Raw genomic sequence first — 21,796 nt, 5'->3', positions numbered from 1 at the left:
GCCCCGACCCGAACTACGCCCCCTCACGGCAACGTGCTGAGCGGTGAGTGCCTGCGACAGGCTAGCTTGGACTACAAGGTGAATTCTTCGATCCGCTGCGGCGTTAGAAACTGGTCACGCCTATCCTGAAACGCACGAAGCGCGTTTTGCTCCAGCCGACGCAGTTCTGGGTCCTTAAGCCACTCAGATAGCAGAGCGTCCACCTTGTCCACGTGCTCCAAAATCCCGGTATCAGTCATCGAATTACCGCTTTGACGTCGGTAGAATTTTGAGTTGAGGAGGTATTTACTATGTCCCCGAGCCATTCCGTCGCCACGATCATTTTTCATCAAGAAAACATCCAGAGACCGGATTGCATAATGGTGAATACATGCGACATCCCAAGTTAGATGTTCGGGTAGAAGCCGGTAACGAGCTCGTTTTGGGAATCTCACTGCAGAGCCCTTGATCTGTGTGCCTGCGGAATTGACACTTACCGTTCCGGAGGCCAAGGGGAGTTTCGGCATATGGTCAGTTGCGTAGGTAAACTTGCTAGGGCGAAACATAGATTTGTGGCCCGCATTCGTTGTGCGCGGACGGCCTTGACAGCGTAAAAAGCTGCGCAGAACGCTACCACCTCTCCAAAACCAGTGACCGGCGTCTCCAAACGGGCGCCACATCAGGGCAATATTGTCGGCATGTCCGCACACTTCAAGCAGGTCCTGAACTTGTCCCGCCCCGACGGACACCCGAAGAAACTCATCCGCGTCAATATGCAACAACCAATCTGTTTCCTCCATCTGCGGCATGGTCATGACAGTCTTCATCCCCTTTAATTGGGGACTTTCACCAGGCTCCAGAGTTTGATTGTGATGGTGCACGATACCTTCGTTGTGCAGATGCTGCAAAATCAGATCTGTGCCGTCGGTACAGTCATTGGTGACCACGTAGACCTCATCGAAGCCTATGGCTTTGTGATAAGCAACCCATTCAAGAACAAACGGCCCTTCGTTCTTCATACACGAGGCGACGGCAACTCTCAATTTGTGCACTCCTACTCTTAGGCCATCTAAAGGGTCAGTAACACCCTGCACCTTTCCGTCAGGTTTACCAATCCAGTTCTGGCGATGTGCTCAAAGATGCGGCTGGAATTCGGCAACAACAAGTTCGTAGACCGCGCGCTTGAACGGCACGATTTCTTTGACCAGTTGATCCGGGGCCTGCCATTTCCAGCTGGTGAATTCCGGATGGTCCGTTGCAATATTGATCTGGTCGTCATGGCCGGTGAAGCGCAACAGAAACCACTTCTGCTCTTGCCCGCGATAGCGGCCTTTCCAGATTTTCGGAACGATATCGTGGGGCAGATCATAGGGCAGCCAGCCATCAGTCTCGGCCACCACCTCGACCAGATCAGCCGTCACGCCGGTTTCTTCCCACAATTCGCGCAGCGCAGCGTCACGCGGGTCCTCGCCCTTGTCCACCCCGCCCTGAGGCATCTGCCACGCATCCTTGTGGCGGTCATTGCGCTGGCCGACAAAGATCTTGCCCTCGGCATTCATCAGCATCAGCCCGACACAGGGGCGATAGGGCAGTTTGGCGATCTCTTCCGGGGTCATGCGAGGCCTCTTGGACATGCTTTGCGACCTCTCTATCAAGCCGCGCGGCAGGCGCAAAGGGGATGACGTTAGGTTTCGCGTGACAATGTTTACGCGAACGTCAATCTATTTCTCAACTTCGGAAGGGAGAGTTCGCCATGACTGCGTACCCAAACATGCTGGCCCCGCTGGACCTGGGCTTTACCACGTTGAAGAACCGCGTGCTGATGGGCTCGATGCATACCGGGTTGGAAGAGACCGGCGACTGGAACCGCGTGGCTGAGTTCTATGCGGATCGTGCCCGCGGGGGCGTGGCGCTGATGGTGACGGGCGGGATCGGCCCGAACCTCGAAGGGTCTGTCCTGCCGGGCGCGGCGATGATGACCACCGACAAGGACGTGGCGAACCACTCGGTCGTGACCGACCGCGTGCATGAGGCGGGCGGCAAGATCGCGATGCAGATTCTGCACGCCGGACGTTATGCCTATGGTCCCAAATGCGTAGCGCCAAGCCCGGTGAAATCCCCGATTTCTCCGTTCCCGCCCAGTGAACTGGACGAAGACGGGATCGAGAAGCAGATCAGCGACATTGTGAACGCGGCTGTTCTCGCCCAGAAGGCGGGATATGACGGGGTCGAGATCATGGGGTCCGAGGGGTATTTCCTAAACCAGTTCCTCGTGACCCACACCAACAAACGTGAAGATCGCTGGGGCGGCTCCTATGAAAACCGGATGCGCCTGCCGATCGAGGTTGTGCGGCGCACGCGTGAGGCTGTGGGCACTGATTTCATCATCATCTATCGCCTGTCGATGATCGATCTGGTCCCGAATGGCTCGACCCACGAAGAGGTGGTCGAGCTTGCTCAGCGGATCGAACAAGCCGGCGCCACGATCATCAATACCGGCATCGGCTGGCATGAGGCGCGGATTCCCACCATCGCAACCAGCGTTCCGCGTGCCGCCTTTGCCTGGGTGACCAAAAAGCTGATGGGTAAGGTTGGCATCCCGGTGATCACCTCGAACCGGATCAATACGCCCGAGGTCGCAGAAGAGGTTCTGTCGACCGGCTGCGCCGACATGGTTTCGCTGGCGCGTCCGATGCTGGCGGATGCGGATTTTGTCAACAAGGCGATTGCTGGTCAGTCCGCGCAGATCGCGCCGTGTATCGCCTGCAACCAGGCCTGCCTGGACCACACGTTCGGCGGAAAGCTGACCTCTTGCCTGGTCAATCCCCGTGCCTGCCATGAGACCGAACTTGTCATTGGCAAGGCCGAGACGCGTAAGACCGTTGCCATTGTGGGCGCTGGCCCGGCCGGCCTGTCTACCGCTATGACCGCCGCCCAGCGCGGCCATGACGTCACGCTGTTCGACCGTGCCTCAGAAATCGGTGGGCAGTTGAACATGGCGAAACAGGTGCCGGGGAAAGAGGAATTCTGGGGGCTGGTCGATTGGTACCGCACCATGATGGATGATCTGGGCGTGAAGGTGGCACTGAACCGCGAAGTCAGCGCCGACGACCTGACTGGCTTTGACGAGGTCGTCATCGCCACCGGCGTCATCCCGCGTGATCCGGAAATCCCCGGTCAGGACCGTGACAACGTCATCAGCTATATCGACGTGCTACGCGAGAAAGCAGAAGTCGGCAAATCCGTCGCCGTGATCGGCGCTGGTGGTATCGGCTTTGACGTGTCCGAGTTCCTGCTGGAGGACGGCCACAGCATCACCAACGACCTGCCCGCCTGGATGAAGGAATGGGGCGTGACCGATCCGGAGCAGCACCGCTCGGGTCTGGCACCAGAAGGCCCTCAGCCTGCAGCCCCGGCGCGTCAGGTGACTCTGTTGCAACGCAAGAAACAGGCGCATGGCAAAGGCTTGGGCAAGACCACCGGCTGGATTCACCGCGCGACACTCAAGATGAAAAACGTCAACTTCGTGGGCGGCGTGAACTATGAGCATATCGACGATGACGGCCTGCATATCAGCTTTGGCGAAGAGCGCGCCGACCCGACGGTGATTGCTGCGGACACCATCGTTCTGTGTTCCGGTCAACTGTCCGAGCGTAGCCTTGCAGACGCCCTGATCGAACGCGGGATCACGCCGCATGTGATCGGTGGTGCGGACGTCGCTGCTGAGTTGGATGCGAAACGGGCCATCAATCAGGGCACCCGCCTAGCCGCCGAGATGTAGGGGCGCTGAGGTCTACATGGTATAAGTCAGACCGGTCTCTTTCTCGAACCGGGCCATATAGGTTTCGTAGTCGCCGTAGGCGCGATGGAACAGCAGTCGCGCCATTCGCGTCGCCCGCCACGGTTTTTTGCCACCGACATAGTGCCAGATTTTCGGAGTTCTACTTGCATCACTCAGATGCTGGCGGAACGCCTTGGACATTTTGCGGTATTTCGGACTGTGCGCGTCAAACCAGATCTGAGGCCGCGTGTTCCACTGAATAGGCAACCGAAACCAGCGCCCGTGAAACAGTTGATTCATTCTGTCCTGTTCAGGCAAGTAAGGAATGTGCGGAACCAGCTTCTCGAAATCGCTGATCTCGCGCAATTCGCGATCGCCGTGAATGGCTGAACAGTCCATGACCATGATGCCGGCATTGAAATACCCTTCGCCGGGTATGAACCCCAACCTAATGCTCTTGCTCACACGACTGAGCGACTTTTTATGCTCGCGCCCCGGTCTGAAAATCTGCTGCAGGGAAGGGCGCAGGAAGTCCCCTCCGCCAAGCGTCACCAGACCCATATCCACGCAGGCGGCAAAGGGTTGGCCTTCAAGGTCCATGTCCAGCAATTCCCAAACATCCGAAACAACCAGAGTGTCCGCATCCACAAAAACGCAGCGCTTTTCGCAAAGCTGGGGCAGAAACAATGGCAGCATCGTGATCGCAGGGAACTTCGACTTATACTCGGAAAAGCCTGGCAGATTTTCCAGATCGAATTTCTGGTAAGAAATCGTCCCTCCCGTGAGGGATTGATTGACCTGCTCAACAATCGCGATGTCTTCGTCTGTGAAATCCTGCCCAAAGATTGTCACATCCAAAGGTTTGCTGGCGTTTTTGACAGCGGAATATGCGGAAAGCAGAGCCGGGAACAGAAAAGACCTGTTCACGCCATAGACCACCTGCATCGCGCTCCCCCTCGATCACGTCAATGTGATGAGAAGGAATAGCAGCGAAGAGCAGGCACTTCAAACCCTTAGCGGCCCTCAAAACTCTTGGTTTGCGGCGTTACCCGGCGCCCCCTTATTCGACCAAAATCGTAATCACTTCGGATACAATGGGCGGGTTGTGCGGCACGTGTCCAGCATCGCCCAGAACCAGTTGTAGCGTGTGCTGACCAGCGGGCAGATCCAGAGTGACCTCGGTCTGGCCACCGCCGAAATGCATGTGGTTTTCGTCTGATGGCAGCCCATACAGCAGCTCATCCGCGCCGTCTTCGCCCTGACCAAGTGGTAGGCGATTGATCAGCAGGTGGTGGTGGCCGGTATTGTCCGCTTCGGTCCCTGCAGGCGCAACGCCCATGCCGCTGAGGCCAAAGACCACCGTGACCGGTGATTGCACTGTGTCACCATCCGCAAGGTTCGCGAAATAGACCTGCGCACCCGGCGCGGATGGCGTTTGTTCCTGCGCTCCGGCGGCTGTGGCAAACAGAACAACTGAAATGGCTGTAAAAATGGCTTTCATGATCTCCTCCCTCGTCACAAAAATGCCATTCTAAACCTAGCACATCTTGAATATTTTCCAGAAAACGCCCGTTTGCAGGGCGATCACCATCGCGGGAAACAACTGTTTCCGCGTTTCTGATACGCAAACGATCCGATTCAAAACCCTGATATTATCCCATGTCCGCCCCGATTCCGCCCAGATTGAGGGGCAAAGTCGTTGCAAGTAGCAAGACCTGGGGAACGAGAATGGATCGACTGACGGAAATGGAAGCCTTTGCCAACGTGGTGGACCAAGGTGGCTTCACCGATGCGGCCAAGAAGATGGGTATCTCCAAATCAGCCGTTTCCAAGCACGTGTCCAGCCTCGAGTCGAGGCTGGGGGCACGACTGCTCAACAGGACCACGCGCCGCGTTTCTCCGACCGAGATTGGACTGGCCTATTATGACCGCGCCCGCCGGGTGCTGAACGACGCGGGTGAGGCGGATTCGCTGGTCACCGCGATGCAATCGGCCCCTTCTGGCCTGCTGCGGATCAGCGTAGCGACGGATTTCGGCGTCAATCACCTGTCGCCTGTCCTGTCGGATTTTCTGGCCACCTATCCCGATATCACCGTGAACATGGTGCTGAACAACCGCTACGTGGAACTGATTTCCGAGGGCTTTGACGTCGCCGTTCGCATCGGAGAACTGGAAGACAGCACTCTGCGCGCCCGCAAACTGACCGAAACCGTCAAACGCATGGTCGCGGCCCCCAGCTATATCGAGAAATACGGACGGCCGCAGAAGATCGACGATCTAAATGAACACAAGCTGCTGCACTATTCCAGCCAATCCTCGGGCAATGTCTGGCGCTTAACCGCCCCGTCGGGCGAGAAACGTCAGGTGCGCACGGCCGGTTGGCTCAGCGTGAATGATGGCCAATCGCTGTTAAACGCGGCGGTCTCGGGCCTCGGGATCGCCTATCTGCCCAGCTATCTTTACGCCGATGCGTTGAAGACCGGTGAGGTTGTAGATGCAATGCCATCCCTGCCGGATGAGGTGCAAGGCATCTACGCGGTCTATCCTCCAGGCCGCTTCACTCAGCCCAAAGTACGGGCCTTCATAGACTTCCTCGTTGACGCTTATTCCGAAAAAGGCGCGATGGACTGGTAATTCTCCCGGTGAACTGGATCGGCCCGTTCGTTCTGCGTGCGGGTCTTTTTTTTTGAAGACGCGTCAGTTGACCAGCAAGACAGCCTCGACCCTACGGTTCAGATCGCGCCCTTCCGGCGTCGCGTTCGAGGTCAGCGGCGCAAGATATCCCACGCCCTGTGCCTCGATCCGATCCGCCACGACGCCATGCGTGTCAATCAGGCGGGCGCGCACGGCCTGCGCCCGTTCGGTGCTAACCTTGATATTGGCCTGCAGCGCGCCCGTATCGTCGGTATGACCGACCAACGCCAATCGGGTCGACGGGTTGTCTGCCAAGAACTGCGCCAGCAACGACAATGAGGCGAACGGGCCGTCGCCCAGTGCCACCTCACCGGTGCGGAAATGCAAATCGTCCAGAATCACATGGCCCGACTGCTGCAACGCGTCCAAAAGGCCCTCCGTTCCGCTGGCGGATTGCTCAACGACCACAGGCGTTGGAGCCGGAGCATCAACGGGTGCAACGCGGATCAGTTGCACATAGCCATCCGGCGGGTTACGGCTGACCAGCAGGCTGAGCGCCTCGTCGCCCTTGGTGGCAGACAGAAAACGATAGTCGCGAATGGCGACATACATATCCGGTGTTGGAACCACTTCGGTTCCGAAGCGGAAATCGAACCCGCCGCAGGTCCGAGCCTCACATTCAAACAGGATATCAAAGCCCTGCGCCACGAGCTGATCCCGCAGCGGAGCCAGCAATTGCAGCGTCGTGCTAGAGCCCGCCTGCAAGCGCCATGTCAGCCGCTCGACCCGCCCCTCGACCGTTCGAGAGGGGACTATGCCATCTGCAACGGGCCCTGTGGGCAACTCATAGCTGTCCAGCGGCGAGGTCCTCTCGCTGATCCGACGCGCGCTGGCGGGCAGGGTCAGATCTTGCGCCAGAACGGGTCCGGCCATCAGACAAAAGGCAAGGGCGAGGCGTCGGATCATCGGGCTTGGGCGTGATATTCGGGGTTGGGCACCATTGCGGTGGCACTGGCCACCCGGTTGGACATGTTGAAGAATCCGGTGACGTTGGCGATGTCCCAGATACCCCGGTCACTGAAACCCTGATCGCGCAGGTGCTGGCGATCAGCCTCTTCAATCTCGGCGCTTGCGGTGGTCATCTTGGCAGCAAAATCCAGCATCGCACGCTGGCGCGCATCCAAAGGGGCGGTGCGGTAGTTCATCACCAGCATCTCGCCCAGTTGCGGATCACCGGACATCTGCCGCACTGCTGCACCATGAGCAACAAGGCAGTAGAAGCACTTGTTGATCGAGGACACGACCACCGCGATCATCTCACGTTCGAGCTTGGACAGTCCGCTATCTGCCAGCATCAGGTCGTTATACATAGCCGTGAAGGCGTTCAGCTTGTCGGTATCGAACGCGTAGGCCTTCAGCACATTCGGCACCATGCCCAGCTTTTCGAGGCAGACATCAAAGTATTTCTGCGTCTCGGGCGGCAAAGGGTCAGCCATGGGCAGGTTCAGCGCGGTGGGTAGATCGGTCTGGGTCACGGGCTTTCTTAACTCCTTAGACACGTTGACGATAATGGTATTCCCCGACAATCTCCATCCCGAGCGCTCGGTAGAGGCCATTCGCCCCGTCATTGGCCTTTGTGCAGATCACGCTGAGCGTTTTCGCCCCATTGTCCCGCGCCCAAAAGGCTGCGGCCCGCATGGCCCATTGGCCCAGACCCTGACGGCGGTGATCTTGCAGGATCTCAAGCGCATGTACCATGGCCATATCGCCTTTCATGGCTACGAACACAGTTCCCGCCGGGCGGTCTGAATGCCGCAACAGGAACGCGGTCTTGGGACCCGCGGTACGCTCCATCACGGCCAGACGTTCAGGGCCAATACCGCCCTTGGCCCAGATCTCCTCCATGACGGCAAGCGGGGGCCAGATGCCGAACGCGGTCACGCGGGGCAGAGGCTGATCGGTCAGTTGCTCCGGCGGACACGCGTAGATGTTGACCGGGTCCAGAACCTCATAGCCGCGCGCTTCCAGTTGGGCGTCAAGCTTGTGGTCATCGGGCCACAGACAAAAGATGCGTTTCTGGCCCATGGCCTGCATGGCACACTCAGCCGCGATGATGTCGGCCTCGGTCGCGTCACCCACCGCATTGGCGGCAGACACGCGCGAACCACCCCCCTGCCCTTCTCGCAGGCGGAAGGAGCCAAGGGTCTCATAGCGCGCAGCGGGCCATGTTCCGTCAACGATGTCGGGCCAGTAGATGTTCACAACTCGAGCTCTTTTGCCAATTGGGTCATGGCCGCGTCGATGCGCGCACCCTCTGTCCCTCGGACCACCACGTTGGCTCCGAAGACCCCGTTGATCTGAAACGGATAGCAGCCGATGGACAGGTCCGAGAACGCCTCAGCCAGTGCAGACAACGTGGCAGCAATGTCGCCTTCGCCCCGATCCACCCGCAATGTCTGAGACAACAGCGGGTTGCCGCCCGTCAGACCCGGCAAGACACTGGCTACCATGGCTTGGAATACTGAGGGCACCCCGGCCATCACATGCACATTTTCGATGGTGAATCCGGGCGCGGTTGAGACTGGATTGTCGATCAATGAAGCGCCGTCAGGAATGCGGGCCATACGCAGGCGGGCCTCATTCAACTCCAGCCCTGACTTGTCGTAGTGCGCCTGCAACAGCGCCCGCGCGTCGTCGCGCACGTCAATTGGGGTGTCAAAAGCGCGGGCGATGCAATCGGCGGTGATATCGTCATGCGTAGGCCCGATGCCCCCGCTGGTGAAGACATTGTCGTAGGACCCCGACAGAGCCTTGACCGCCGCCTCGATCGCCGGGGCGTCATCGCCGACAATACGCACTTCTTTCAGGTCGATGCCATGCTTGGTCAGTTCACCAGCAAGATAGTGCATGTTCGCATCTCGCGTCCGGCCCGAGAGGATCTCATCCCCGATGACAAGCATTGCAGCGGTTGGATTGGCCATGGCGCGCGCCCCCTCTTGATCGGCTGTTAGGGCAGGTATAGGCCGTGGGGCATGAGATTTGAAACCCCCCTTGTCCCCGCCCGCCTGATCCGCCGCTACAAACGCTTTCTGGCCGATTGCACGCTAGAGGATGGCCGCGAGGTGACAGCCCATTGCGCCAATCCGGGCAGTATGATGGGACTGGCTGAACCGGGTGAGAAAGTCTGGCTGGAACCCAATGACGATCCGAAGAAAAAGCTGAAATTTGGGTGGCGGCTAGTTGATCACGAGAATGGCCATTTCACCGGCGTCGATACTTCGGTGCCGAACCGGGCACTGCGCGCGGCATTGGAGCGTGGCGAGATCCTCGAACTGGCCGCCTATCAAACAGTCCGGGCCGAGGTCAAATACGGCCAGAACAGCCGCATTGATTTCCTGCTGACCCAACCCGGTCTGCCGGATGCCTATGTCGAGGTCAAAAGCGTCACGCTTTCCCGCCAGCCCGATCTGGCCGAATTCCCCGACAGCGTCACCACCCGCGGCACCAAACATCTGCATGAACTGGCCTCCATGGCCGAACAGGGCCACCGCGCGATCATGCTGTATCTGGTGCAGCGCACCGATTGCGACCGCTTCGCGCTGGCCGCCGATATCGACCCGGCCTATGCAGCGGCCTTTGAGGCAACGCAAGCGCAGGGGGTTGAGCGGTTGGTGGTCGGCACCACCATCTCGCCACAGGGGATCGAAGTTGATGCGACAAAGGTGTGGTCTACCGGTTAAGGCAGGATCGTAAACTTTCCTAGATAAGAGCCTCGCCCCGGTGTGTAACCGCGGTAGGTGCCATCCTCAACCTGCCCCACCACAGCGCAGAGGTCTTGATCTTTGCGGAACGTCTCCCAGCGGCTACAGATCCTGTCACTTTCCAACCACCAAACACCGGTGTCGCGGCCCAGGCGAGGAATCTCAACGTCAAAGCTTTGGTCGGCGTTCACGCTTGCGGCGCCAGTGACGCCCGCGCGGTTCAGGGCAATCTTGCGATCCTGTACCAAAAGCGCCGCAAGCTGATCCTGCGTCAGCATCGTCACCTCTTCGCGGCAGCCGCTGGTCAGAACGACCAGAAGAGCAGCAATCGCTCTGACCATCTCAGCCCCTGTTCCCGCTGATGCATTCTCCGTGGCACCGTGGCGCAAAGCGGCGCGGATGACCACGCGCAGACGGGATGATCAACGAAACTTGAACCTCTACCTGTGAATTTCAGGCCAAAGATCGGCGTCCAACCCCTTCACAAACGGTGCGAAGTGATCGGCCACAGCCTGCCACCCCCCGACCGAGGCGGTGTTGACGGGTTTGCGAGCCTGTAGGTTGCTGGCCGTTCTGATCGCATCCGAAGATTTGTCGGGCGACAGCATCGCCTGTTCAAAAGGCAGGTCGCAGAGCTGGGCCAGCTCTTTGGCGCCGTCCTCCAGATTATTCACCAGATGCTCATAGCTTATTTCATGGACCCGCCCCGGAAGCACCGCATGCCAGTGCTGCATATAGCGACGATAGCGGTTGGCTTCGGCTGCCATCCAGCTCAGATCATGCGTGTAATACAGGCCACCCGCTCCGAAATGCGTCCGCCACATCGAAAGCGCCACATCGCGCGGATCGCGCATGACATTCAGAATCACGGCGTTCGGGAAGGCCTGCGCGATCGGCCCCAGAAAAGCATAGTTCCCCGGAGCCTTGTCGACAAAGGCGCGCGTTCCTTCCGCCGTCTGGGGCAAATTATCCGCGTAGTAATCGGCCAGCTCCTGTGCGTCACTTCCAGCGCTCGATTGGCTTTCGACCCTGCGGGCCCAGTGATGCACGCCCGCCAACTCTCCCAGCCCCTGAACGGTGGAGTGTGAGGCCAGAATCCGCTCGATCAAAGTGGTGCCGGAGCGTGGCAATCCGACCACGAACACCGGGCGCGGTATATCGGTGCGCGGCGCTGAGGCGGGGGCGGGCAGAGGCGTGCTCAGACGCTGGCGGCAGGCTTTCTCGGCCCGGGTTTCCCAGCTTTTAAACCCATGCTGCAACTGATCATGCGCCTTGCGCAGCTGAAGCATCTCGGTCGCGGTATCGCCATCATGTTTCGCAAGGCTCGCGGCGGCGAAAAGCACCGTGGCTGCGGCCCCGCGGTTGGCATTGCCCGCCTCAAGCAGCTTAGAGGTTCGAGCCTGCAAATCCGCTCGATCCTAAGCCGACAAGTTCTGCAGAGTTGCAGCGAACTCCAGCGTTTCGGGAGCCTCGGGCGCCAGCGCAAAGGCGGCGCGGCCATGGGTCAGTGCCTCAGACATACGCCCCAAACCGACCAGACCCTTGGCCAGTCGCAGCTGACCGTAGTGGAATTTCGGCTGCTTCTCGGCCACGGCCAACAGGACGTCGATGGCCTGGTTCCACTGGTGCATCTCATCCAGAATATCGGCCTTCAGGCAATGGGCCTGTAGATTGCCGTTTTGATGGCGCAGAACCTCATCAACATCTACCAACGCCTCGCTCAGTTGACGCTCCTGCAACAGGGCCATGGCGCGCACATAGCGTTGCGGCGGGGTCAGAGGGGCCTTGGCCCCAACTTTATTCATCAGGGTTAGCGCCTTGCCGGCATCGCCGCCCTGAACAAGGCTCAGCCCGAAATTCTGGATCAGGTCGGGGTTCTCCGGCTCCATCTTCCAAGCGCGCTCCAGATGGGTCTGTGCCTGTTTGAATTCCCCCTGGTGAATGCATGCAAGACCAGCCATCTGCGGAAACGCGGGCATTTTGGGCCATTTCTTCCCGGCCTTGACTGCACGCTTCAGCGCCCTGTCCGCGCGCCCGGTCTTGAGCATTTCACTGATGGTGGCAATCTCGGTCCTCAGCTGGTCGGCTTTCTGCATCTGACTGCCCTTCTTCTAATTTAACGCCCGAGAACTATCTTATACGTGCTAGTTTATATCGCTGTACGCGTCCACCTGTGATCGGATCATCATCCATCCGAGATACAGGCCTGCGACGCTGCACCCTCTGGAACTTTCTGCACAAGCAGCGTAGATAGAGCATTGCGCGAAACAATTGGAGCCTCGCATCCATGAAAGATCATCGTGGCCGCCTGACCAAGGACGGTATCCGCATTTACGAACAAGGTGACTTTGCCGGCATGCATGCGGCAGGGGCTTTGGCCGCGCGGATACTGGATGACATTGCGCAACATGTCTTCCCCGGCCAAACCACCGGTGCGATCGACGGGATCATCACCCAGATGGTCGAGGACGCGGGCGCGACCTCAGCCACGATTGGCTACAAAGGCTACCAGCACGCCAGCTGTATCAGCGTGAACCACGTGGTTTGCCACGGCATTCCCGGTGAGAAAAAGCTAAAGGACGGGGATATCCTGAACATCGACGTCACCGTCATCGTGGACGGCTGGTTCGGCGACACCTCGCGGATGTATGTCGCAGGCAAACTGCCGCGTAAGGCGGAGCGTCTGATTCAGGTCACCCATGACGCGCTTTTCAAGGGCATCGAGATGGTCAAGCCGGGCAACACGTTCGGCGATATCGGCCACGCGATTCAGTCCTATGTCGAAGCGTACCGTATGAGCGTTGTCCGCGATTTCTGTGGCCACGGGCTGGGCCGGGTGTTCCACGCACCGCCAAACGTGCTTCACTATGGCCGCCCTGGCACCGGTTCTGTTCTGGAAGAGGGGATGTTCTTTACCATCGAACCGATGGTCAATTTGGGGCGTCCTGAAACCAAGACTCTGGCCGACGATTGGACAGCTGTGACCCGCGACAAGTCGCTCTCGGCGCAGTTCGAACATTCGGTCGGTGTAACCGCAAATGGGGTCGAGATCTTTACCCTGTCACCCGGCGACACCTTCCATCCGACCTATTCGTCTTGATCGGTGGCCTGATCCCGTAGCACTTTCAGCAGCATCGTCTCAGCCCCCCACGGCGTGATCGCGTCGTGGATGAACACCGGCGCGCGTGCAGGTTTGCGTGGCGGGCCGGTTTCTGTGTCAGTCTCCTGAGCCAAACCCCAGAACAAGGGCGGTAGGGCGCGGTCCATGCCAGAAGCCTAACACAAACCGGTCCGCACCTCAAAACCGGATCACGAAGGCGTACAGCTGCCCCTGTCAAAACGCTGCGAAGTGCCCTTGATCATCATGTCATATTCGAGACTTGCAAGATCAACGGCAAAGTTGACGACCTGACCATCCTGAATCAGCAAAAACGTCAGGTTGTCCAAACCCGGCAGAATGTCCGCCTCGCCCTTCAGCTCTCCGACAGTGATATGCCCTTTGTTGGATCCGCCCGAACGCGCCAGCGTCACGCTTGATTGATCCACAGAGGAGGTGCAATTGACCATAAATTCATTCGCATCGAGTTTTGTTTGCCCTGCAACAACAGGGGAGGAGCTCAGCACGAAGGCCGAGGTCAGGGCAGCTCTGAGAAGCATAGAGTTTCCTTTGAGGGTTGTTCCGCGTTTCTACGGCGCGTAGAGGCGAAATTGGCCGCAATTTTGGCGGAGATACGTCAAATTGCTGGCCGCCCAAATTCAATTTTAAAACGAATTGGGGCAGTCAGGATCAACCCAAATGATCAAGTGATTGAAGCATCAAAGAGATATGCGTGTCGCCGTATTTTCGACTGTCCAACAACTGGAATCCATCCGGCGCTTGCATCGGAGCGTTTTCTTCCCACACGATAAACGCCCCCGCAGCGATCCATCCTGCATCGGACGCCTTGGCCAGCGCCTTTTGGCCCAGAGACTTGCCGTAAGGCGGGTCCAGAAAGATCAGGTCGAAGGGCGCGTTCGGGTTTTCACCTAAGCGCGTCGCATCCCGGCGGATCAGATCGGTCCGGTCAGCGCTGCGGGTCAGGTCGATATTCTTGCGGATCAGGCCCTGCGCCACACGCCCGTCATCCACAAAGGTGATGTGGTCAGCCCCGCGCGACAGCGCCTCAAGCCCCAGCGCACCGGTGCCTGCGAACAGGTCCAATACACGCAGGCCTTCAAAGTCGATCAGATGGCTTAAAACGTTGAACAGACTTTCACGTACTCGGTCGGTGGTGGGACGAAGATGGGCACCCACATCCCCTTTGCCGACCGAGGCCAAGGCACGACCCCGGAACTGTCCGGCGATGATCCTCACGCTTTGAGCAGCGGTTTCAGATCCGCAGCCGGATCGGCCACCACGGCAGGATCCGCGGTTTTGCCCGAGTCGATGAGGCGCTTGCCGACCATATAGGCGCGCGGGTCGTTCATCGCGTCGACTGCAATCAGCTGGTCACCCTTGTAGTACCAGAACGACACGGTCTGACCTTCGCCCTGACGGGTGACAACCTGATCATAGCCCGTGTTCAGGCCTGCGATCTGCAGTTTGACGTCATACTGATCCGACCAGAACCATGGCGTCGCAGTGTAGTCCTTGGCGGCCCCCAGCATGTTCTGAGCGACGATCTCGCCCTGATCAATGGCGTTGGGCACGCTTTCCAAACGAATACGCCCCGCGCCATGCGGGAAGGAGGCGCAATCCCCTGCCGCCCAGATCGACGGATCAGATGTGCGGCCATGCGCGTCGGTTTTGATGCCGTTGTCCAGTTCAAGCCCAGCCAACTCGGCCAGTTGGGTGGACGGCGCGATGCCCACGCCGACGACCACAAAATCAACCTCGATTTCGGTTCCATCTGTCAGAACCGCGCCGACCACCTTGCCGTTTTCACCGATCAGACGATCAAGGCCCACGCCCTCGCGGATGTTCGCGCCATGACCCGTATGCAGCGCGCGGAAATAGTCGCTGGTTTCCTTGGCGGCGACGCGTTGCAGGATACGCTCGGCCATTTCTACCAACGTCACCTTGACCCCGCGCTTGGCGCAGACGGCTGCGGCCTCAAGCCCGATATAGCCGCCGCCGACGATCAGCGCCCGCGCGCCTTCGGTGACCCGAGGCTCCATCTCGTCGATATGAGCCAGATCACGCACCACATGAACGCCCTGAAGATCGCCGCCGATAGAGGCAGGTAGGTAGCGCGGATCCGACCCGGTGGTTAGCGCCAGTTCGTCATAGGAGATGACCTCATCCCCAACGGTCACGGTCTTGGCCTTGGGGTCAATCGCAGTAACACGCTGCCCCAAACGCAGGATGATGTTGTTGTCAGCGTAGAAGCTTTCGGGGCGCAGGAACAGACGCTCCAGCTCCATCTCGCCCAGCAGATAGGCCTTGGACAAAGGCGGGCGCTGATAGGGCAGATGCGGCTCGGCCCCGATCAGGGTGATATCCCCTTCAAACCCATCCTTGCGCAGCTTCGCAACAAGCGACGATCCGGCCTGCCCGGCGCCGATCACGACAATATGGCTCATGTTCGTTACACCCTGTCGAATTCTCATGGTTACTTTTGTCCGACCACCTATATTGCGGCATAGCCCGACTCTGCAAATCCAAACGACAGGAGCTGATAAATGATTACAACAGGTGAGATGCTGCCCGACGCCACGCTGACCCAAATGGGTGCGGAAGGCCCCGAAGAGGTTCGGATTTCCGACAAAACCGCGGGCCGCAAAGTGGTGATCTTTGCAGTGCCCGGCGCGTTTACACCGACCTGTCATTCGGCACATGTGCCCAGCTTCATGCGCACCAAGGATCAGTTCGAAGCCAAGGGCGTGGATGAGATCATCTGCATCTCCGTCAACGACCCGTTCGTGATGAATGCCTGGGGCGAAGCGACCGGCGCGACCGAGGCCGGCCTGACCCTGCTGGGCGATGCCGCGTCCGAGTTCACAAAGGCGATCGGCATGGATTTCGACGCCCCACCAGCCGGGCTGCTGGCGCGTTCGCAGCGCTATGCGATGCTGGTCGAAGACGGCAAGGTCACTGCGCTGAACCTGGAAGAAAGCCCCGGCGCTTGCGAGATTTCAGCCGGTGAAGGCTTGCTCGAAGTAATCTGACGCTGTTCGGCCCCGGCTAAACCGGGGCCGTCCTAACCCTATTTAACTTGATACAACGCCCCAGTGTGCGATTATCAAAGGCACATAGCTGGGGAGTATGTTTATGTATCTCAAAGCCATTTCACTCATTCTGGGCGGCGCAGGCCTTCTTGCAGCTTGCGGCCCGGCCCCAACACCACAGCAACAAGCGGCACGGCAACATGAAATCGCCTGCCTGAGCGGCACCTTGGGTGGCGCGCTGATCGGAGGCGCAATCGGCAATCAGTTCGGAGGCGGTTCAGGCAAGTCCATTCTGACGGGCGCAGGTGCCGCTACCGGCAGCATCAGTGGCGCAAGATTCGCATGTTGAGGGGGACAGTGATGAAACGAATAATCTGTATCGCCGCGCTTGTGATGGCCAGTGCCGCAGCTGCGGACGACGTGGCAGAGTTGAATGAAAAAGAGCTGACAGCCATCGACTCGAACAATGATGGCTTCCTGTCCAAGGACGAGTTCAATGCCTTTTCAGACTACGCCTTTCAGGCGATGGACGAAGACAAGAACGGCGCGCTCGGCCTGTCCGAGGCCAAACCCTTCCTGGACATAAAGCAATTTCAGGACGTTGACCGGAACGGCGACAGCCTTATCTCAAGGGCGGAATACGATGCGCAGATGAGCAACGATTTCGACTCTGCGGACAAGGATGGAAACGGCCGGTTGGACTAAACCCGGAGGGTGAGAGGAACTGATGAATGTGAATCGGTGCGCTGGCGGTATCGGCGGCTTGTGATGTACCGCGGGCCCCGATTGTGACAGGCCCGAACGGGCAGATCCGGATCCAGATCAACACCAGCGGGCTGACCTGCTATGAGAGGCGGTGTCTGGACATCAACCCAGCGGCACGCAGTGTTCGGTCTATCGGCAACAAAACGACCCGCATTCCTGGCAATATCGACGTCAGTAGTGGCACGGTCACGCCGGATGAATTCCGCCAGATGGCGATCACGGCATCCTTGGCTGGCGGCATCGGGTCCGGACAGGATCGCGACTAGACCAGTCCATCCATCTTGCGCGCCAGTTTTGCATCCAGCGAAGACAACCCGCCGACGTCATGGGTGGACAGCACAACCTCAACCGTGCGGTAGACGTTGGACCATTCGGGGTGGTGGTTCCACTTCTCGGCCCAGATCGCCACTTGAGTCATCCATCCAAAAGCCGCGACGAAATTGTCAAAGATGAAAGTCTTGGTGATCGCATCCCGGCCTTCAACCATCGTCCAGCCATTGTTGAACAGCGGATCAAGAAGGGGGCCACGGGTCTCGGTCGACAAAAGCTCGGTCATTGCTGTTCCTCCGGGTTCGATTTTCTGAACGGACCGTAATCCGTCAGAATCTCAATCTCTTCTCCCACCGCGCGGCCTTCAGCGTCCAGATATTTTTTGACGGCATCGGCGAATCCGGGATCGGTAATCCAATGAAGGCTGTGCGTGCGTGTTGGCAGGTAGCCACGTGCAAGTTTGTGTTCGCCTTGCGCTCCGGCTTCGACCCTTTGCATGCCATGCGCGATGGCAAAGTCGATGGCCCTATAATAGCACAGCTCGAAATGCAGGCAGGCATGATGTTCCACACAGCCCCAATAGCGACCATAGAGCGTCTCACGCCCGATGAAATTCAGCGCCCCCGCAATGGGATACCCATCGCGTTCTGCCAGCACCAAAGCCATATCACCGGCCATCGTCTCCTGCGCGATATCAAAGAACTGGCGCGTCAGGTAAGGTGAGCCCCATTTGCGCGCGCCGGTGTCCTGATAGAAACGCCAGAAGGCATCCCAATGCTCGGGCCGGAGGTCATCGCCGGTCAGGGTGCGGATCTCACCACCGAATGCGTTGGCCTGAGCACGCTCCTTGCGGATGTTCTTGCGCTTGCGCGAGGACAGCGCCGCCAGAAAGCCGTCGAAATCCGCGTAGTCGTCATTCAACCAATGAAACTGCTGTGAGCTGCGCAGCATCAGGCCCATCTGCTCACCCGCCAACGCCTCGTCCTCGGTGCAGAAGGTCGCGTGAAGTGACGAGACCTGATTGTCTGCCGCCAGTTGAACGGCGCCCTGCACCAGCGCGGACATCCCAATCCCTTCATATCCCGGACGCACCAGAAAGCGCCGCCCGGTGGCGGGCGTGAAAGGGGCCGCGATCTGCAGTTTGGGATAGTACCGCCCGCCCGCGCTTTCGTACGCATGGGCCCAGCTGTGGTCGAAGATATACTCTCCCTGACTGTGCGATTTGGCATACATCGGCGCTGCCGCGATCAGCATCCCATCCAGATAGGCCGTCAGGTATTGAGGCTGCCACCCGGTGCCCCGCCCAACCGAGCCGCTGTTTTCCAGGGCCAGCAAAAACCGATGCGTGGTGAATGGATCCAGTGGACGCCCGCCATCCGCTGTTTCGGGGCAGGCGCAGGCATCCCACTCTGCCGCAGAGATTTGCGAGAGTGATCCAAGTACCTGAATTTCGATCTGCGCCTGATCCATGTGCCCTCCGCGTCTGGTCTTTATCTGTGACGAGGTGCGACAGGTTCAACCCGGGTGCTTGGCCAGATACCCCTCAAAGGTCACATTGTCGGCAACGGCGCGGGCCTCTGCCTCTTGTTCAGGCGACTTTACCGTCCAGCACAGGATCGGCACACCGCGCGCTTTCAGCTCGGCCACGCGCGGACGGTCCAGATCATGAACCTCATGGCTGATGAAACTGGCCCCAACCCGGTCAAAATCGGGAATGTCGCGCAGGTGATCACACACCGATTGCGGCAACAGTTCGACCTTGGGCTTGTAGGAACAGGTCACAATCCCGCGCGGCAAATGCGGGGCCAGGCGGGCCAGCTCGGCCACGCTGTTGGGGTTGAACGACATCAGCGCCACCGGTCCGTCATAACCCTCTAGCGCCCGCACGGCATCCGCCTCGAGCGGGCCGACATTGGTGCCCATGGCGCCATCCTGATCCTTGAACTCGATCAGCAGTGGGACTTTGCCCGCGACCATCTCAAGCACCTCGTCGAGGGTGGGAATACCATCCTCGGCATGCAACAGCTGCGTGGCCTGCGCCTGCGCGGCAGAGACCTGCTGGATCGGGCCGGATTGCCCGGTCAGACGCGCCATGTCGTAGTCATGAAACACCATCGCACGGTTGTCCGAGGTCCGCTGCAGGTCGATCTCGATCCCGTAGCCGGCCTCGATCGCGGCGCGAATGGCCGCCCGGCTGTTTTCCGGGCGGTTATCTGTTTTGTCATGCAGCGCCCGGTGGGCAATCGGGGCCTCTAGAAACGCGGGCGGCAGAGCAGGTGTCATTGGACTTCGAAAATACCTTCGATTTCGACAGCAACACCCAGCGGCAATGATGCAGCGCTAACCGCCGAGCGGGAATGACGACCCGCCTCGCCCAGCGCTTCAACCAGAAAATCGGACGCACCGTTGATCACCTGCGGCTGCGCCGTGAAATCAGCAGTCGAGTTCACAAAACCGGTCAGCTTGATCACCCGCACCAGCTTCTCGATATCCCCATCGCAGGCCGCTTTGACCTGAGCCAGCAGGTTTATCGCACAGACCTTTGCCGCCGCTGCACCCGCGTCGACATCCATGTCATCGCCCAGTTTGCCGGTGATCAGGTCGTCCGCTTTGGAAATCTGACCCGAGACATAGACAATATTGCCCACGCGCACGAAGGGCACATAGTTTGCGGCCGGGGCCGGTGCGTCTGGCAGCGATACGCCCAGGCTTTGCAGTTTTTCCGAGATGCTCATGTGATTGTCCTCACCCAAAATCGACTCGGGCGGACGCTAACCGGGATGATGCCGCTGGGAAAGCCGGAAACCGAATTTTCTGATTGTTGCGCTCAGTGGGCGTATCCTGTCCTATTTCGAACTGTTGAAGTCGTGTCACTTTACCTTGTTTGATTTACCGGGTTTAACGCTATGTGTTTCATTCAAGCGCTGAAACCTCTATGTGACAACAACTTGTGTCTGTCGGACACGCAGGTATTGATTGATCGCCCAAGCGTCGAGCCGGGCCGTATTGGAGTAGCTAAGACCGTGTTGAGCAAATTTGGCTTCAAACATCTTGTTGTTCTGTCACTTATGGTCCTCTTGTCGGCCTGCGCGTCACAACCCCCGGAACAGGCTGCCCGGGGTGAGGTTTTCGACCCTTTCGAAAACGCTAACAGGGGCATTCACAAGTTCAACCTTGGCGTCGACCGCTTTTTGTTTCGTCCCGCCTCGAAAAGCTATGTGAGGATCGTACCAGATCCGGTCGTGACAAGCTTCAGTACCTTTGCTGAAAACATCACGCTGCCTGGGCAGGCGGTGGATTACCTGCTGCAAGGTAACCCCAAACAAACGGGCAACGCGCTGCTGCGGTTCGTGATCAACATGACTGCGGGCGCTTTTGGCTTGTTTGACCCTGCGGCTGAACTGAACATGCCCCCCGTCGACACTGATTTCGGCGAAACTCTGCATGTGTGGGGTTTTGGAGAAGGGGCATATGTTGAGTTGCCTTTCTACGGCCCGTCAACCACCCGAGACGCTGTGGGTGTTGTATTCAATCTTTTCTCCAACCCGATCAACTTCACACCGGTGCGGCCTGCGGAAAACATAGGCGTCTATGCCGAGGTCGTACGTCGGATGGGGGATCGGGGACGATTTTCTGATACAGTGGACTCGATTCTCTACGAAAGTGCCGATAGCTATGCGCAGGCCCGACTGATCTACCTGCAAAACCGCCGCTTCGAATTGGCACGCGACGACGAGGACGCCTTCCTGGATCTCTACAACGATCCATATGCCGACGCCGGAACCGACCCTGTTAGTGATCCCCTTCTCGACCCCTACGAGGACCCTTATGCTGAGTAACGCTTTAAACCGAAGACATTTCCTAAAAACCTCTGTGGCCGGAGCAGCTATTGTTGCCCTGCCTTTGCCCGCTCTGGCCCTGACCGAGGCGGGTGCCAAACAACTGGTCAACAGTGTTGTCGCGGATATCAACCGCGTGATCGCCTCGGGCAAATCCGAAAAAGCCATGCTGCGTGATTTCGAGAAGATTTTTGTGCAATACGCTGATGTTCCGATCATGGCGCGCTATGCGCTTGGGGCGGACGCCCGTTCTGCCTCTCCGGCGCAGTTGAGACAATTCACCAAAGCGTTCCAAGGCTATATCTCGCGCAAATACGGACGCCGGTTCCGCGAATTCATTGGCGGCCAGGTGGATGTACGAAACGCGCGCCGAATCAAAGCTGGCTATGAAGTGCGCACCTCGGTCAAACTGCGGGGATCGTCGCCCTTTGACGTGACCTTCCTGGTTTCTGACAAATCCGGTCGCGATAAGTTCTACAACATGTTCATTGAGGGAGTGAACTTGCTGCTAACCGAACGCACCGAAATCGGGGCGATGCTGGATGCACGTCAAGGAAACCTGAACCAGCTGATCAAAGACCTCAACAGAACCGGGTAGCAACGCCTTTTTGTGTGCTCAA

29 protein-coding genes are annotated in these 21,796 nt (G+C 58.7%); 10 read left to right on the top strand and 19 right to left on the bottom strand.

The features are described 5' to 3' along the window. Positions 1–71 precede the first annotated feature (71 nt). Positions 72–1,022, bottom strand: a complete 951-nt coding sequence (locus ACP15L_RS15505) for a glycosyltransferase family 2 protein (RefSeq protein WP_425084870.1) — start codon at positions 1,020–1,022, stop codon at positions 72–74. Positions 1,023–1,112: 90 nt separating this feature from the next. Next, entirely contained in the window at positions 1,113–1,595 is a 483-nt protein-coding gene (locus ACP15L_RS15500) for an RNA pyrophosphohydrolase (RefSeq protein ID WP_425084869.1), read from the bottom strand. Between the two features lie 137 nt (positions 1,596–1,732). Here ACP15L_RS15500 and ACP15L_RS15495 point away from each other — a divergent pair, with 137 nt between their 5' ends. Continuing rightward, positions 1,733–3,760 carry an FAD-dependent oxidoreductase gene (locus tag ACP15L_RS15495; RefSeq protein ID WP_425084868.1) on the top strand — a complete coding sequence of 676 codons (2,028 nt, stop codon included), beginning with the start codon at positions 1,733–1,735 and terminating at the stop codon, positions 3,758–3,760. Positions 3,761–3,772: 12 nt separating this feature from the next. Here the strand turns inward: ACP15L_RS15495 and ACP15L_RS15490 are convergent, their stop codons facing one another. After that, complete coding sequence (locus tag ACP15L_RS15490) at positions 3,773–4,705, bottom strand: glycosyltransferase family 8 protein (protein WP_425084867.1); 933 nt, start codon at positions 4,703–4,705, stop codon at positions 3,773–3,775. A gap of 115 nt (positions 4,706–4,820) precedes the next feature. Further along, positions 4,821–5,261, bottom strand: a complete 441-nt coding sequence (locus tag ACP15L_RS15485; RefSeq protein WP_170379386.1) for a DUF4399 domain-containing protein — start codon at positions 5,259–5,261, stop codon at positions 4,821–4,823. Between the two features lie 227 nt (positions 5,262–5,488). On the opposite strand from ACP15L_RS15485, the gene ACP15L_RS15480 reads away from it, so the two are divergent. Beyond that, positions 5,489–6,394, top strand: coding sequence for a LysR family transcriptional regulator (locus ACP15L_RS15480; RefSeq protein WP_170379389.1), 906 nt, complete (start codon positions 5,489–5,491; stop codon positions 6,392–6,394). A 63-nt stretch (positions 6,395–6,457) separates the two neighbouring features. Here ACP15L_RS15480 and ACP15L_RS15475 read toward each other — a convergent pair whose 3' ends face one another. From ACP15L_RS15475 to ACP15L_RS15460, 4 genes are read right to left on the bottom strand one after another with little or no spacing between them, the layout of a single operon-like run. After that, positions 6,458–7,360, bottom strand: coding sequence for an OmpA family protein (locus tag ACP15L_RS15475; RefSeq protein ID WP_425084866.1), 903 nt, complete (start codon positions 7,358–7,360; stop codon positions 6,458–6,460). Beyond that, entirely contained in the window at positions 7,357–7,929 is a 573-nt protein-coding gene (locus tag ACP15L_RS15470) for a peroxidase-related enzyme (protein WP_425084865.1), read from the bottom strand. The genes ACP15L_RS15475 and ACP15L_RS15470 overlap by 4 nt, the downstream gene beginning before the upstream one ends. 16 nt (positions 7,930–7,945) lie before the next feature. Continuing rightward, the gene (locus ACP15L_RS15465; RefSeq protein WP_425084864.1) at positions 7,946–8,656 is read right to left on the bottom strand and encodes a GNAT family N-acetyltransferase; all 711 of its coding nucleotides are present in this window, start codon (positions 8,654–8,656) and stop codon (positions 7,946–7,948) included. After that, positions 8,653–9,375, bottom strand: a complete 723-nt coding sequence (locus tag ACP15L_RS15460) for a competence/damage-inducible protein A (protein WP_425084863.1) — start codon at positions 9,373–9,375, stop codon at positions 8,653–8,655. The genes ACP15L_RS15465 and ACP15L_RS15460 overlap by 4 nt, the downstream gene beginning before the upstream one ends. Positions 9,376–9,426: 51 nt before the next feature. Between ACP15L_RS15460 and sfsA the strand changes: the two genes are divergently transcribed. After that, the gene (sfsA, locus tag ACP15L_RS15455) at positions 9,427–10,134 is read left to right on the top strand and encodes a DNA/RNA nuclease SfsA (RefSeq protein WP_170473058.1); all 708 of its coding nucleotides are present in this window, start codon (positions 9,427–9,429) and stop codon (positions 10,132–10,134) included. Here sfsA and ACP15L_RS15450 read toward each other — a convergent pair. The 3 genes from ACP15L_RS15450 to ACP15L_RS15440 form a co-directional block, all read right to left on the bottom strand. Next, a complete protein-coding gene (locus ACP15L_RS15450; protein ID WP_170473055.1) occupies positions 10,131–10,496 on the bottom strand; it encodes a hypothetical protein in 366 nt (121 codons plus the stop codon). The two genes, sfsA and ACP15L_RS15450, sit on opposite strands and share 4 nt — an antisense overlap. Positions 10,497–10,595: 99 nt before the next feature. Continuing rightward, positions 10,596–11,561: a sulfotransferase family protein gene (locus ACP15L_RS15445; protein WP_425084862.1), complete on the bottom strand. Its 966-nt coding sequence runs from the start codon at positions 11,559–11,561 to the stop codon at positions 10,596–10,598. 12 nt (positions 11,562–11,573) lie between these two features. Continuing rightward, positions 11,574–12,251 (bottom strand): tetratricopeptide repeat protein, encoded by a 678-nt coding sequence (locus tag ACP15L_RS15440; RefSeq protein WP_425084861.1) that lies wholly within the window; start codon positions 12,249–12,251, stop codon positions 11,574–11,576. A 191-nt stretch (positions 12,252–12,442) separates the two neighbouring features. On the opposite strand from ACP15L_RS15440, the gene map reads away from it, so the two are divergent. Next, positions 12,443–13,255 carry a type I methionyl aminopeptidase gene (gene map / locus ACP15L_RS15435; RefSeq protein WP_425084860.1) on the top strand — a complete coding sequence of 271 codons (813 nt, stop codon included), beginning with the start codon at positions 12,443–12,445 and terminating at the stop codon, positions 13,253–13,255. Here the strand turns inward: map and ACP15L_RS15430 are convergent. From ACP15L_RS15430 to ACP15L_RS15415, 4 genes are all read right to left on the bottom strand, one after another. Further along, the gene (locus tag ACP15L_RS15430; protein WP_425084859.1) at positions 13,243–13,422 is read right to left on the bottom strand and encodes a hypothetical protein; all 180 of its coding nucleotides are present in this window, start codon (positions 13,420–13,422) and stop codon (positions 13,243–13,245) included. The two genes, map and ACP15L_RS15430, sit on opposite strands and share 13 nt — an antisense overlap. A 42-nt stretch (positions 13,423–13,464) precedes the next feature. Beyond that, positions 13,465–13,812, bottom strand: a complete 348-nt coding sequence (locus ACP15L_RS15425; protein ID WP_425084858.1) for a hypothetical protein — start codon at positions 13,810–13,812, stop codon at positions 13,465–13,467. 130 nt (positions 13,813–13,942) lie between these two features. Continuing rightward, positions 13,943–14,509: a 16S rRNA (guanine(966)-N(2))-methyltransferase RsmD gene (gene rsmD, locus ACP15L_RS15420; protein ID WP_425084857.1), complete on the bottom strand. Its 567-nt coding sequence runs from the start codon at positions 14,507–14,509 to the stop codon at positions 13,943–13,945. Beyond that, positions 14,506–15,717 carry an NAD(P)/FAD-dependent oxidoreductase gene (locus tag ACP15L_RS15415; RefSeq protein WP_425084856.1) on the bottom strand — a complete coding sequence of 404 codons (1,212 nt, stop codon included), beginning with the start codon at positions 15,715–15,717 and terminating at the stop codon, positions 14,506–14,508. Before ACP15L_RS15415 ends, rsmD begins: the two co-directional genes overlap by 4 nt. Positions 15,718–15,816: 99 nt before the next feature. Between ACP15L_RS15415 and ACP15L_RS15410 the strand changes: the two genes are divergently transcribed. From ACP15L_RS15410 to ACP15L_RS15395, 4 genes are all read left to right on the top strand, one after another. Further along, complete coding sequence (locus tag ACP15L_RS15410) at positions 15,817–16,302, top strand: peroxiredoxin (protein ID WP_425084855.1); 486 nt, start codon at positions 15,817–15,819, stop codon at positions 16,300–16,302. A 103-nt stretch (positions 16,303–16,405) separates the two neighbouring features. Then, a complete protein-coding gene (locus ACP15L_RS15405; protein WP_170379414.1) occupies positions 16,406–16,651 on the top strand; it encodes a hypothetical protein in 246 nt (81 codons plus the stop codon). An 11-nt stretch (positions 16,652–16,662) separates the two neighbouring features. Then, the gene (locus tag ACP15L_RS15400; protein WP_425084854.1) at positions 16,663–17,007 is read left to right on the top strand and encodes a hypothetical protein; all 345 of its coding nucleotides are present in this window, start codon (positions 16,663–16,665) and stop codon (positions 17,005–17,007) included. A gap of 83 nt (positions 17,008–17,090) precedes the next feature. Further along, a complete protein-coding gene (locus ACP15L_RS15395) occupies positions 17,091–17,333 on the top strand; it encodes a hypothetical protein (RefSeq protein ID WP_425084853.1) in 243 nt (80 codons plus the stop codon). Here ACP15L_RS15395 and ACP15L_RS15390 read toward each other — a convergent pair. From ACP15L_RS15390 to ACP15L_RS15375, 4 genes are read right to left on the bottom strand one after another with little or no spacing between them, the layout of a single operon-like run. Further along, the gene (locus ACP15L_RS15390; RefSeq protein WP_170379422.1) at positions 17,330–17,623 is read right to left on the bottom strand and encodes a 4a-hydroxytetrahydrobiopterin dehydratase; all 294 of its coding nucleotides are present in this window, start codon (positions 17,621–17,623) and stop codon (positions 17,330–17,332) included. The genes ACP15L_RS15395 and ACP15L_RS15390 overlap by 4 nt on opposite strands. Further along, on the bottom strand, positions 17,620–18,807 hold the full coding sequence (locus tag ACP15L_RS15385) for a GNAT family N-acetyltransferase (protein ID WP_170721973.1): 1,188 nt from the start codon (positions 18,805–18,807) through the stop codon (positions 17,620–17,622). Before ACP15L_RS15385 ends, ACP15L_RS15390 begins: the two co-directional genes overlap by 4 nt. A gap of 45 nt (positions 18,808–18,852) precedes the next feature. After that, on the bottom strand, positions 18,853–19,620 hold the full coding sequence (locus tag ACP15L_RS15380) for a glycerophosphodiester phosphodiesterase family protein (RefSeq protein WP_425084852.1): 768 nt from the start codon (positions 19,618–19,620) through the stop codon (positions 18,853–18,855). Beyond that, the gene (locus ACP15L_RS15375) at positions 19,617–20,072 is read right to left on the bottom strand and encodes a RidA family protein (RefSeq protein WP_170459597.1); all 456 of its coding nucleotides are present in this window, start codon (positions 20,070–20,072) and stop codon (positions 19,617–19,619) included. The genes ACP15L_RS15380 and ACP15L_RS15375 overlap by 4 nt, the downstream gene beginning before the upstream one ends. 333 nt (positions 20,073–20,405) lie before the next feature. Between ACP15L_RS15375 and ACP15L_RS15370 the strand changes: the two genes are divergently transcribed. Further along, positions 20,406–21,176 (top strand): MlaA family lipoprotein, encoded by a 771-nt coding sequence (locus ACP15L_RS15370; RefSeq protein WP_425084918.1) that lies wholly within the window; start codon positions 20,406–20,408, stop codon positions 21,174–21,176. After that, positions 21,166–21,774 (top strand): ABC transporter substrate-binding protein, encoded by a 609-nt coding sequence (locus tag ACP15L_RS15365; RefSeq protein WP_425084851.1) that lies wholly within the window; start codon positions 21,166–21,168, stop codon positions 21,772–21,774. The genes ACP15L_RS15370 and ACP15L_RS15365 overlap by 11 nt, the downstream gene beginning before the upstream one ends. Positions 21,775–21,796: the final 22 nt, after the last annotated feature.

The organism is Ruegeria profundi, from assembly GCF_049800715.1.
Lineage (GTDB): Bacteria > Pseudomonadota > Alphaproteobacteria > Rhodobacterales > Rhodobacteraceae > Ruegeria > Ruegeria profundi_A.
This window is presented reverse-complemented; position numbering and strand designations above follow the sequence as displayed.

Excerpts from the sequence above, each read along its gene's own strand:
- ACP15L_RS15500 (WP_425084869.1), bottom strand. The coding sequence starts at position 1,595 with ATGACCCCGGAAGAGATCGCCAAACTGCCCTATCGCCCCTGTGTCGGG.
- ACP15L_RS15495 (WP_425084868.1), top strand. The coding sequence starts at position 1,733 with ATGACTGCGTACCCAAACATGCTGGCCCCGCTGGACCTGGGCTTTACC.
- ACP15L_RS15490 (WP_425084867.1), bottom strand. The coding sequence starts at position 4,705 with ATGCAGGTGGTCTATGGCGTGAACAGGTCTTTTCTGTTCCCGGCTCTG.
- ACP15L_RS15485 (WP_170379386.1), bottom strand. The coding sequence starts at position 5,261 with ATGAAAGCCATTTTTACAGCCATTTCAGTTGTTCTGTTTGCCACAGCC.
- ACP15L_RS15480 (WP_170379389.1), top strand. The coding sequence starts at position 5,489 with ATGGATCGACTGACGGAAATGGAAGCCTTTGCCAACGTGGTGGACCAA.
- ACP15L_RS15475 (WP_425084866.1), bottom strand. The coding sequence starts at position 7,360 with ATGATCCGACGCCTCGCCCTTGCCTTTTGTCTGATGGCCGGACCCGTT.
- ACP15L_RS15460 (WP_425084863.1), bottom strand. The coding sequence starts at position 9,375 with ATGGCCAATCCAACCGCTGCAATGCTTGTCATCGGGGATGAGATCCTC.
- sfsA (WP_170473058.1), top strand. The coding sequence starts at position 9,427 with ATGAGATTTGAAACCCCCCTTGTCCCCGCCCGCCTGATCCGCCGCTAC.
- ACP15L_RS15450 (WP_170473055.1), bottom strand. The coding sequence starts at position 10,496 with ATGGTCAGAGCGATTGCTGCTCTTCTGGTCGTTCTGACCAGCGGCTGC.
- ACP15L_RS15440 (WP_425084861.1), bottom strand. The coding sequence starts at position 12,251 with ATGCAGAAAGCCGACCAGCTGAGGACCGAGATTGCCACCATCAGTGAA.
- map (WP_425084860.1), top strand. The coding sequence starts at position 12,443 with ATGAAAGATCATCGTGGCCGCCTGACCAAGGACGGTATCCGCATTTAC.
- ACP15L_RS15430 (WP_425084859.1), bottom strand. The coding sequence starts at position 13,422 with ATGGACCGCGCCCTACCGCCCTTGTTCTGGGGTTTGGCTCAGGAGACT.
- ACP15L_RS15425 (WP_425084858.1), bottom strand. The coding sequence starts at position 13,812 with ATGCTTCTCAGAGCTGCCCTGACCTCGGCCTTCGTGCTGAGCTCCTCC.
- ACP15L_RS15415 (WP_425084856.1), bottom strand. The coding sequence starts at position 15,717 with ATGAGCCATATTGTCGTGATCGGCGCCGGGCAGGCCGGATCGTCGCTT.
- ACP15L_RS15410 (WP_425084855.1), top strand. The coding sequence starts at position 15,817 with ATGATTACAACAGGTGAGATGCTGCCCGACGCCACGCTGACCCAAATG.
- ACP15L_RS15405 (WP_170379414.1), top strand. The coding sequence starts at position 16,406 with ATGTATCTCAAAGCCATTTCACTCATTCTGGGCGGCGCAGGCCTTCTT.
- ACP15L_RS15400 (WP_425084854.1), top strand. The coding sequence starts at position 16,663 with ATGAAACGAATAATCTGTATCGCCGCGCTTGTGATGGCCAGTGCCGCA.
- ACP15L_RS15390 (WP_170379422.1), bottom strand. The coding sequence starts at position 17,623 with ATGACCGAGCTTTTGTCGACCGAGACCCGTGGCCCCCTTCTTGATCCG.
- ACP15L_RS15385 (WP_170721973.1), bottom strand. The coding sequence starts at position 18,807 with ATGGATCAGGCGCAGATCGAAATTCAGGTACTTGGATCACTCTCGCAA.
- ACP15L_RS15380 (WP_425084852.1), bottom strand. The coding sequence starts at position 19,620 with ATGACACCTGCTCTGCCGCCCGCGTTTCTAGAGGCCCCGATTGCCCAC.
- ACP15L_RS15375 (WP_170459597.1), bottom strand. The coding sequence starts at position 20,072 with ATGAGCATCTCGGAAAAACTGCAAAGCCTGGGCGTATCGCTGCCAGAC.
- ACP15L_RS15370 (WP_425084918.1), top strand. The coding sequence starts at position 20,406 with ATGGTCCTCTTGTCGGCCTGCGCGTCACAACCCCCGGAACAGGCTGCC.
- ACP15L_RS15365 (WP_425084851.1), top strand. The coding sequence starts at position 21,166 with ATGCTGAGTAACGCTTTAAACCGAAGACATTTCCTAAAAACCTCTGTG.